This is a genomic window from Subdoligranulum sp. APC924/74, from assembly GCF_003324125.1.
GTDB classification, from domain to species: Bacteria; Bacillota; Clostridia; order Oscillospirales; family Ruminococcaceae; genus Gemmiger; species Gemmiger qucibialis.
On record NZ_PSQF01000009.1, the window covers coordinates 50,610 to 59,027 of the forward strand.

Below are 8,418 nucleotides of genomic sequence, written 5' to 3' on the forward strand. Positions count from 1 at the left end.
TTCTTTGAAAGATTGCAATAAAAAACGCGCTGCAATTTCTTGCAACGCGTACTTTGGTGCACCATCAGTGGGCGCGTTAAGAATTCAGTCCTGCGGACTGAATTTAGCGACCAGTCCCCGCGAGACGAACACGAGCGCTTGCGCGAAGTGTGAGTCCGTCCCGGAGGGAATGGTGCGACAAAAAAGCCGCAACATTCGTTGCGGCTTTTCTTGGTGCACCATGTGGGAGCAAACCCGAACACTTTTGTTTATCCGGGCGGCATCGGCATCACACGGCTGCTCACCCGGAAGTGATGCTGTTGTTCCTCCGCGCGAGGATAAAAGAGGGGTGTTGAAATATCAAGGGGCTTTTGCGGCATATCCTCGCTCTACAAACTGGGCTGCGGTATTCCACAGTCCCCTTGACATTTCCCCATCCCTCTTTTTTGGGCTAATCGCGGAACAACCCACAATTCCTTATTCCAAGTAGAATAACAAATCCATCGTTGTATCTTTCAACGGCACTCATCTCGTTTTGCTTATGGTCATTGCATCTTGAAGCATTTTAAGTAGTTCTTCCCTGTGTCGGTTTGTCGCGGGAACAATGGCGACTCCTTTTTTCAGAACCTTCACTTCTTCATCATATAAGCCGTATTTATGTAAGAGTTTCGCAGTTTCTTTATATAGTGCAGGCGCATCAAATTTCTTTTCTATCGCAACGTAAAATTGGTAAAGTGCCTCCTTATCATTTCCAATAGTGCAGTAATCAAGCCCCTTTGATTCCTCGAAAAATCCATCTCCCTCTGTGTTTGCAGCCGCTATTATATTCTTTCTGTTCTCTCGCAGAAACATTTTAAGTTCCTCGCCTTTATTTTCCTTCTCACTCGGCACTTCTTGAGTTGTTCTAAGATTTTGTGTTGTTCCTTGAGACCCCGCCATATTTACTCCAAATCGTTGCCTTTCGATTTCACCTACTATTGTTTCCCACTCCTTCTGTCTTCCCTCTGCCGCAATAATTTTATTCATTTCCCATACCGTAAAAGGTTCTCCAAAAGTGGAATCATCCGTTGTCTTATGCCGATGATTGTGCATATAAGGCACATATGCATTCTCTTTCAATTCCTCTATGCCTTTTTCGGTTAAAGTATATTTTTGTAAAGCCACGTTGTTTGGCAAGTCTTCTTCCGCAATGTCACTTTTTATTCGTTCGATAAGTTCACCCTTTTTTCCCGTAGTAGAAAGGCAATGAGCCCGAAGAATTTCTCTTAACTCGTTCACATTCAGATTCATTAACAAATTGCCTTTTCGTTCCCATTTTATAAATTCACGACTTCTCAATGAATCAAGTAAACTTCCTACATCACGCACTCCATAATCAAACCACCAAAAGCCCGGGTACCCATTAGAAGGTTTAGGGTACTTTCCATATTTGCAATATTCCAGCAATAAAATTTCTGGAACATACAATCCATTTTTAGACGGGTATGTCACCGTTTTTCTTTCATTAAAAGGAATCACTTTCTTTTCGAACTGTGTTCCTTCGTGAACTACGAGGGTATAATAACTATCCTGCTGATAATATGGCCTTTCCTCTATCGCAACGCTCGATGAATCCGCATAGTATCGCTTTTGTGTCGCAGTTGAATTTCGCACGGGTGGTTTTGTTTTAGTTTTGTCGCCCTTAAAAAGTCCATCTATAAAATTCAGCAGTGCCATTATATCGTTCCCCTTTATCTCAACAATTTTTTCGGGTCAATACCGTTTCTTTGAAGACTTTGAATTGTTTCCCACAGTTCCTTATATCTATGCACATCTTCGCTCGTCATAAAGACAATATACGTCTTCGAGCCTGTATATAAAGTCACTGCGTCAGCATTCAATTTCATATCAATAATTTTGTCTGCCTTTAAATTAAATCCGCCTTTTTGGGAAATCGCAATGAATCTCTTGTCTGTAACAAAGAATCGGCAGGGGGTCTTTTCCCAATATGTTTCACGTGTTGGTGTTACATGGACGTTAGAACTTCCCACCGATAATCCTTTTGCAATACGGATTCTACTGCTTATCCCAGAAGATTTATATCCCGTTGTATGTGTTTTTTCCTTTCCTATTGAAGCATCAGACATAAAGAGGCACACTTCATCATCATTCAATGCAATTCCAGGATTAGCAGGCACCATTTTTTTGAATTTTTCTTTTGGGCTCAAGCTAACAGATTCAGAATTATTTTTTTGCTCATTCTTACGAAATCTTGAAAAAATTCCCATAAAAATTCTCCTTTGTAAATCTGAACGTATCTGCAATATTTTTATAATAGCATAAATTTCTATGTCCTTCAACAATCGTTCGCCAAAATTAAAAGGCAGGCGCTAAAAACGTCTGCCTTTTATATTACCACTTTGAAATTGTATCGTCATTAAAATAGTACGCCTGAAACACCGTGCCGTCTTCCATAATGAAGCGCCCCTGTGCATCGTGCGGAATCTGCTCGGCTGCACGTCCGTCCCCGATGATGATGGTAGACAGCGTAGTGTCTGCGCGGCCACAAATGCGAATGTTCATGTTGTTCTTAATCTGCCCCGGCAGAATATTAGCGTCCGGGCGCTGGGTCGCAAGAATCAGATGGATTCCAAAGGCACGCCCCTGACGGGCAATCAGCGCAAGTCGTGCTTCAATTTGTGCCAGCAGTTCCTTACGCGCTTTATCCGCACCCGTCTTGTCAAGCAGTTCTGCCACCTCGTCACAAGCAAAGACAATACGCTGCATATAGTCTCCGGACTTTTCGCGGTACTCGATAATGTTTGCGGCATCAACTTTTTTGAAAAGCCGTTTGCGTTCTTCCAAGGTATCTGCCAAGTGGTTCAGGAGTACAAGGAGTTTCGTTTCTTCCGTAATAATGTAGGCAAACTCCTGCCAAACATAAGAAAAGTCAACACCGCCCTTGAAGTCAGCCACATATACAACATCTGCCTGTTGAATTGCCTGCCAGAGCAAGCACTGCACCAATACGCTCTTGCCGCTTCCCGTGTTGCCGCCAATCAGAATATGCGGGGTCTTGTCGATATCAATAATCACATCCCCCGTCAGGCCACGCCCAAGAATCAGCTTGTTGTCCTCATTGCGCAGAATATAGCGTTCATGCCATTCGATGGTATCAAAAACGTGTTCAGGCGGAACGCAACACAGGCTCACCGTTCGGCGGTCATTACCCTCTTTAACGCTGGCTATCAACATATTAAGGGCACTTTCAAGTTCAAGCTGTTTGTCTGCCCATACGGACGTGGGAAAGCCCATGCAGTGATACGTCAGTATAACGGCATTGCCGCACTTTTCTTTTTGCACCAAGTAAGGGGCTTCTCCCGCGCTGTTCGTGAATCCAATGCGGGCAAAATTGTGCTGCATTTCCAATGCTCCCGGCACATAGCCAACGGCGGCAGCGCTAACGGCAGCCCAACACAAATAGGTAAATGCCGCCGGTACAAGCATAAGGCCCGCAAGCGAAGCGGGCAGATGGTACGGCCAGTAGATTGCCGCGCACAGTGCCGCCCCCAGCAGCAGGAGCACAAGCAAGGCATGGCGCTTGCGGGGAGACACGACTGCACTGTGCAGCCCCGCCTTTACGGTATTGCAGAAGTTGTGCAGGTTGGTACGAGCACTCAATTCATTGTTGTTCAGATTCGTCATGGTCGTTCTCCTTTTTCGGTTCGACGTGTGGGGGAAGAAGATAACGCTGCTCCCAATCCCCCGATGTAGGATTCAGCACATAATCGGTTCCAAAGTCGGCAAGGTCAAGATAGCGGCGGGAATGTGTAAAATAGCTTATCAATATATTAGGATTATATCCTTTTCCACATTTGCACATTTCCGCAAAGCGTAGCGGAGAAATGATGATGATGTTGGTATAGCAGGCAACAGCATCCGAAAAGCGCGCGGGCAAGGTGCAGTAGTTACCACTCAAAAGACGGCGAATCTCGAACCAAGGGAATTGGCCTACATACTCAGTCAGCACAACCGTCTTTTCTGCGCAGTAGCTATCCCAAGGGTGTGTGTAATCACTTACAACGTATGTATCCGGTGTATGCGCAAACAACTTGTAGGCTTCTTAAGGTGGGAAATTGGCTTCCACATAAATGCAATTTAGGTCACGATAAATCGGGCGGTACTTCTGGCTCATAATTGCAAATCGAATCTTGCGGAGTTCTGCCGAACGATTCCACACGGTTGGAAACTTCGTCAGAATTTCCGCATCATTTTTCCCCTCGCGGATAGCTTGCAGCACATCTTCGCTCAATGTCTTTGACGATTGGCTGTCAGCAGATTTCCGTCTTCCGTCTGGAATGATGCCCCATTCCCAAAAGTTAGCTTCATCATCTGGCAGCTTCTCGCCGAACTTTTCAGGATACTTTTTATACCATGCACCAGTAGGGTCTTTTATCAAGTACTGCCTGACCGATAAAATATTTGCCTTGCAATCTTGCAGCGCTGCCATCGGGAACAATTTGTGCAGATGGCCGCCCAGTTCTTGTGACGGAAAGTATGCCGCAATATGTCCATGTGGTGTGTGTTTGTCATTTTCATCGACAGTCAGGCTTTGTTCCATAACACTTGCTACATAGGTAACGCGCCCTGTTTTAATGTCCTCTTTGAATCGTTCAAGAATTCCCGACTGTTCAAGAGATATTCCATGGTTCTGTGGGTTATTGATTGTAATCAGCCACAGACGCGCTTTCGTGCCTAAAATAGAAGTTTTTCGTTTTCCTTTTACACTTTCTGACGTAACGACTTCTGTTTCATTAGCCTTGCCATCAAAGTCTGCTGCTTTTGCCATTGCCATCACCACCTTTTGTATCTCAACGACTTGCTTCTATCTCAACAACTTGTCGTTTTCATTGAGATACTTTTATCATCTGTGCTACGTCTTATTTCTGCACTATCTCAATGTCTCATTGTCGCTCTAAGGTAATATTCCCCGCCCGTCCGGCGTGGGCCCGTTCGAGCGACCCAGAGGGCAAAAAGTAAGGCGGCGGCAGGGTGAGACGCTTTAGGGCATCCCGCCCTTGCCACCGCCCAGCGATTAACCACCGATAACGGTTACACCCTCGGCCATTGCTTTAAGGTTGACGGCATCAATGCCGCGCTGACCTTTTACGAAACTGGGATAAATGCCAAGCTGAATGTTGGTAAACTTTACCAGATGGTCATAGGCATCTTCACCCAGCAGCTGCTTGCCCGGAATCTTAACATCAAGGCGTTCACCCTGAAAGCCGGAACAAGTCACCGTGTAAGTGTAGCCCAGAACGGTGTCGGTGCGATTGCCGTTAATGTACTCGTTGTAAGGGCGAATACCGCACAGGCGAAGACGCTCACCGAGGGTCGCAGGCGATACAATCACCTGCTTGATGGTCGCATTGTTCAAACGCATATTGTTTTTCCTCCTTTCTGGCCGCTGCATCACAATCCGAAGACTGCTTGCGTTGGTCGTCTATGTACGCCGCAATATCGCGATACATCAGGCAGGCAATACGGTCAATATCAAATTTTGACATCTTGAAGTCCATACTGCCCTCTTGACATTAGCGGAGTTGTAGCGTATCATAGTGATACATTCAGTGCATTTCGTTTGGTTGTATCACTATGATTAGTATAGCAGCATTTACTTATGTCCGCGATAGCTAAACCATACGCGCCAATTTGCGCACAGTCGGTTGTCGCACATTTGGGAGGAATTATGAACATTACATTTTGTGATGGAATGCTTCTACAAGTAGCCTTACATGACAACAAGGCTACCGTCATTTCAAAACAAGAAATCGGAACAGAAACCATAGATTTTTATAATTACTTTGCAAAATATCGCTTGTCCCCTAAAGAGCAACTTTTGACGTTGTCAAATTGCCCAGATAAAGAAGCTATTGAAATCATTTCCGGGCAGCCACTTGTAAATCAATTCTTTTTAGATTGCATTAACAGCCGCACCGCTATTTACCCGCAAAGTAAACAGTCTGCCACCGAAGAAGCCTTGACCTATACCCGCAATCTTGTTCAGTATGCTTTTTCTGATTTAGACGCAGCTTTTTCCGAGCGCCCCGGTACTGACGATACCAGCACACAGCGTTTTGATAAAACGGTTTATCTGTTCACGCATGAGGAACTTGAAGACGGTCAAACCGTTTTCAAGCCCAACCAATTTACAACTTCCTTTGTCCTGCTGGATAATAAAATCGTTCTGGTGTACACGGTAAAATCCTTATACGAATATCTCGCTCTTGATTTTTACCACATTTATTTTTCATCGGATTCTGTCAAACAAGTTGCTGTCTGTCCCTGCTGCAAAAGAGCTTTTCGCATGAGCCAGCGCAACAACCTTTATTGCAGTAAATCGTGCAAGGATAAACACATCAAAGCCAATAACAAAAAAAGCCCCTACTATTCTAAATATCGCTACTTGCAGCAGTACCATAATAGGCAACTTAACGAACTGCGCTCTCAAATGACAGATTCATCACCACAAGTGCAAAAGTTACAGGGTATTTATGATACTTGGAACGAATGGGCGCACTCGGAATATGAGCAGGCAACCAAAACCTACAATCTTATACAACAAGAAAAGTTCAAGTTCTTTATCAATGTGAACGCCTACCGCCAAGCGCAGGCAAATAATAGCTTTCCAGATTTTGAAACGGAATCCACCGAAGAATTTGGAGAACGCCTAAAAGCAAAATGGCAAGAACTCAAAAGAGGTGCAAAATGACAATGGAATCCAAACGTGCCGTTATCTATGCCCGATATTCGAGCAGCCGTCAGCGAGAAGAAAGTATTGAACGCCAGATTGAAATTTGCAATGACTATGCTACCGCACACAATATGCTCGTAATCGGCTCCTATGTAGACCGAAAGAAAACCGGAAAAACTGATACCCGGCCCGACTTCCAGCGAATGATTTACGAAAGCAGCAAGCATTTATTTGACATTGTTCTGGTCTGGCGTTATGACCGCTTTGCCAGAAACTTAGATGACCACGGCGCATATGAACGGCTGCTCCACCAAAACAGCGTTGACCTAATTTCGGCAACCGAAGAAATCCCCGAAGGAAGTCACAGCGCCATCATCAAAGCCGTTATCCTCGGCGGTAATGAATCCTACTCTGTCGAACTGGCAGCAAAAGTATCAGACGGAATGCACCGCGCAGCTATGCAGGGGCAGACTTCCGGCGGGCCGCGTGTTTTCGGTTATCGCGTTGTAGATAAACACTACGTTCTCGATGAGGGCGAAGCACAGGTTATCCGCCAAATCTTCACATGGTACGACCAAGGGAAATCCATGACGGAAATCGTAAATCAACTCAACGCGCAGGGCGCTGTCAATGCCGCCGGAAAGCCATTCATCATTTCAGTAATGCGCCGCATACTGACTAATAAAATGTATATCGGTATCCGTCTATACAAAGGGGAAGACATCGGCATTCGCGTCCCGGCTATCATTGACAAGGAACTTTTTGACCGCGTACAAATCCAAGTTGGAAAGAACAAATGCGCCCCCGCAAGAAACAAACCGCTAAACGACCAGTATCTACTTACGACCAAACTGTTCTGCGCGCAATGTGGCAGCACTATGTCCGGCATTTCCGGCATATCTAAAAACGGCAGCAAGTACCAATATTATTCCTGCACCAACCGTTCCAACAAAAAGGGCTGTACAAAGCGCTACATCGGCAAAGAAGTCCTTGAAACCGCTGTTGTCGATACCGTTAAAAAGGTACTGCTGGCAAACAATATCCCCGAACTGGCGAAAGCCGTTGTCAAATGCTGCAACGATGCGCAGGATAACGGCAACTTGCTGAAACTTGAAAGCGAACTGCGCGAAGTGAACAAAGGCATCAATAATCTGCTTGACCTCATTGAAGCCGGGCGCAACTCGCAGGCAATGGCAGACCGCCTTGAACAGCGTGAACAGCAAAAGAAACTGTTGGAGCAAAACATCGCAAAAGAAAAAGTCCTCCATCGGATACCGACAGAGGACGAAGTAATTTTCTTTTTCAACAACTTTATTCAGGGCAACATTGATAGTCTGGAATACAACCGTTATCTGATTGACATTCTGGTAAACAGTATCTATCTTTCTGATGAAGAAGACGGCACACAAAAAATGACCGTCCTGCTAAATACGCAGAACGGTCAAGAAACTGTTACATTAAACGACCTTACACAGTGTTCGTCTAATGTTCATATGGTGCACCATCGGGGACTCGAACCCAGGACCCACTGATTAAGAGTCAGTTGCTCTACCAACTGAGCTAATGGTGCTTAATAAAGCAAACCCACGAACCGGGCTTTCCGCTCGGCCCGTGGGCTGCTTGCTTTTTAAGAGAAGCCGGCATCTACCTATTTTCACAGGCCGTTTCCAGCCAACTATCTTCGGCACAAGTGAGCTTAACTTCTG

At 45.3% G+C, this 8,418-nt stretch carries 9 protein-coding genes and 1 tRNA gene; 2 read left to right on the top strand and 8 right to left on the bottom strand.

Annotated elements, in window-relative coordinates; genetic code table 11:
• Window positions 1-504: 504 nt before the first annotated feature.
• From C4885_RS04615 to C4885_RS16415, 7 genes are all read right to left on the bottom strand, one after another.
• Window positions 505-1,695, bottom strand: coding sequence for an SAP domain-containing protein (locus C4885_RS04615; protein ID WP_113999239.1), 1,191 nt, complete (start codon window positions 1,693-1,695; stop codon window positions 505-507).
• 14 nt (window positions 1,696-1,709) lie between these two features.
• Entirely contained in the window at window positions 1,710-2,246 is a 537-nt protein-coding gene (locus C4885_RS04620; RefSeq protein ID WP_113999240.1) for a hypothetical protein, read from the bottom strand.
• A gap of 124 nt (window positions 2,247-2,370) precedes the next feature.
• Entirely contained in the window at window positions 2,371-3,663 is a 1,293-nt protein-coding gene (locus C4885_RS04625; RefSeq protein ID WP_113999241.1) for an FtsK/SpoIIIE domain-containing protein, read from the bottom strand.
• A complete protein-coding gene (locus C4885_RS16265; RefSeq protein ID WP_147237751.1) occupies window positions 3,641-3,988 on the bottom strand; it encodes a hypothetical protein in 348 nt (115 codons plus the stop codon). The genes C4885_RS04625 and C4885_RS16265 overlap by 23 nt, the downstream gene beginning before the upstream one ends.
• Before the next feature lie 93 nt (window positions 3,989-4,081).
• Window positions 4,082-4,807: a hypothetical protein gene (locus C4885_RS04630; RefSeq protein ID WP_113999242.1), complete on the bottom strand. Its 726-nt coding sequence runs from the start codon at window positions 4,805-4,807 to the stop codon at window positions 4,082-4,084.
• Between the two features lie 246 nt (window positions 4,808-5,053).
• Window positions 5,054-5,401, bottom strand: coding sequence for a hypothetical protein (locus C4885_RS04635; protein ID WP_113999243.1), 348 nt, complete (start codon window positions 5,399-5,401; stop codon window positions 5,054-5,056).
• The gene (locus C4885_RS16415) at window positions 5,343-5,537 is read right to left on the bottom strand and encodes a hypothetical protein (RefSeq protein WP_158538810.1); all 195 of its coding nucleotides are present in this window, start codon (window positions 5,535-5,537) and stop codon (window positions 5,343-5,345) included. The genes C4885_RS04635 and C4885_RS16415 overlap by 59 nt, the downstream gene beginning before the upstream one ends.
• Before the next feature lie 170 nt (window positions 5,538-5,707).
• On the opposite strand from C4885_RS16415, the gene C4885_RS04640 reads away from it, so the two are divergent.
• Both C4885_RS04640 and C4885_RS17290 read left to right on the top strand, forming a co-directional pair.
• The gene (locus tag C4885_RS04640; protein ID WP_147237754.1) at window positions 5,708-6,730 is read left to right on the top strand and encodes a hypothetical protein; all 1,023 of its coding nucleotides are present in this window, start codon (window positions 5,708-5,710) and stop codon (window positions 6,728-6,730) included.
• Between the two features lie 2 nt (window positions 6,731-6,732).
• The gene (locus tag C4885_RS17290) at window positions 6,733-8,244 is read left to right on the top strand and encodes a recombinase family protein (protein WP_371681623.1); all 1,512 of its coding nucleotides are present in this window, start codon (window positions 6,733-6,735) and stop codon (window positions 8,242-8,244) included.
• On the opposite strand, the gene C4885_RS04655 is transcribed toward C4885_RS17290, so the two are convergent.
• Window positions 8,207-8,282 (bottom strand) — tRNA-Lys (locus C4885_RS04655). The genes C4885_RS17290 and C4885_RS04655 overlap by 38 nt on opposite strands.
• Window positions 8,283-8,418 lie beyond the last annotated feature (136 nt).

Bases quoted from the DNA above. Each gene is read 5' to 3' on its own strand.
- C4885_RS04635 (WP_113999243.1), bottom strand. From the start codon at position 5,401: ATGCGTTTGAACAATGCGACCATCAAGCAGGTGATTGTATCGCCTGCG.
- C4885_RS04625 (WP_113999241.1), bottom strand. From the start codon at position 3,663: ATGACGAATCTGAACAACAATGAATTGAGTGCTCGTACCAACCTGCAC.
- C4885_RS16415 (WP_158538810.1), bottom strand. From the start codon at position 5,537: ATGGACTTCAAGATGTCAAAATTTGATATTGACCGTATTGCCTGCCTG.
- C4885_RS17290 (WP_371681623.1), top strand. From the start codon at position 6,733: ATGGAATCCAAACGTGCCGTTATCTATGCCCGATATTCGAGCAGCCGT.
- C4885_RS04620 (WP_113999240.1), bottom strand. From the start codon at position 2,246: ATGGGAATTTTTTCAAGATTTCGTAAGAATGAGCAAAAAAATAATTCT.
- C4885_RS04630 (WP_113999242.1), bottom strand. From the start codon at position 4,807: ATGGCAAAAGCAGCAGACTTTGATGGCAAGGCTAATGAAACAGAAGTC.
- C4885_RS04640 (WP_147237754.1), top strand. From the start codon at position 5,708: ATGAACATTACATTTTGTGATGGAATGCTTCTACAAGTAGCCTTACAT.
- C4885_RS04615 (WP_113999239.1), bottom strand. From the start codon at position 1,695: ATGGCACTGCTGAATTTTATAGATGGACTTTTTAAGGGCGACAAAACT.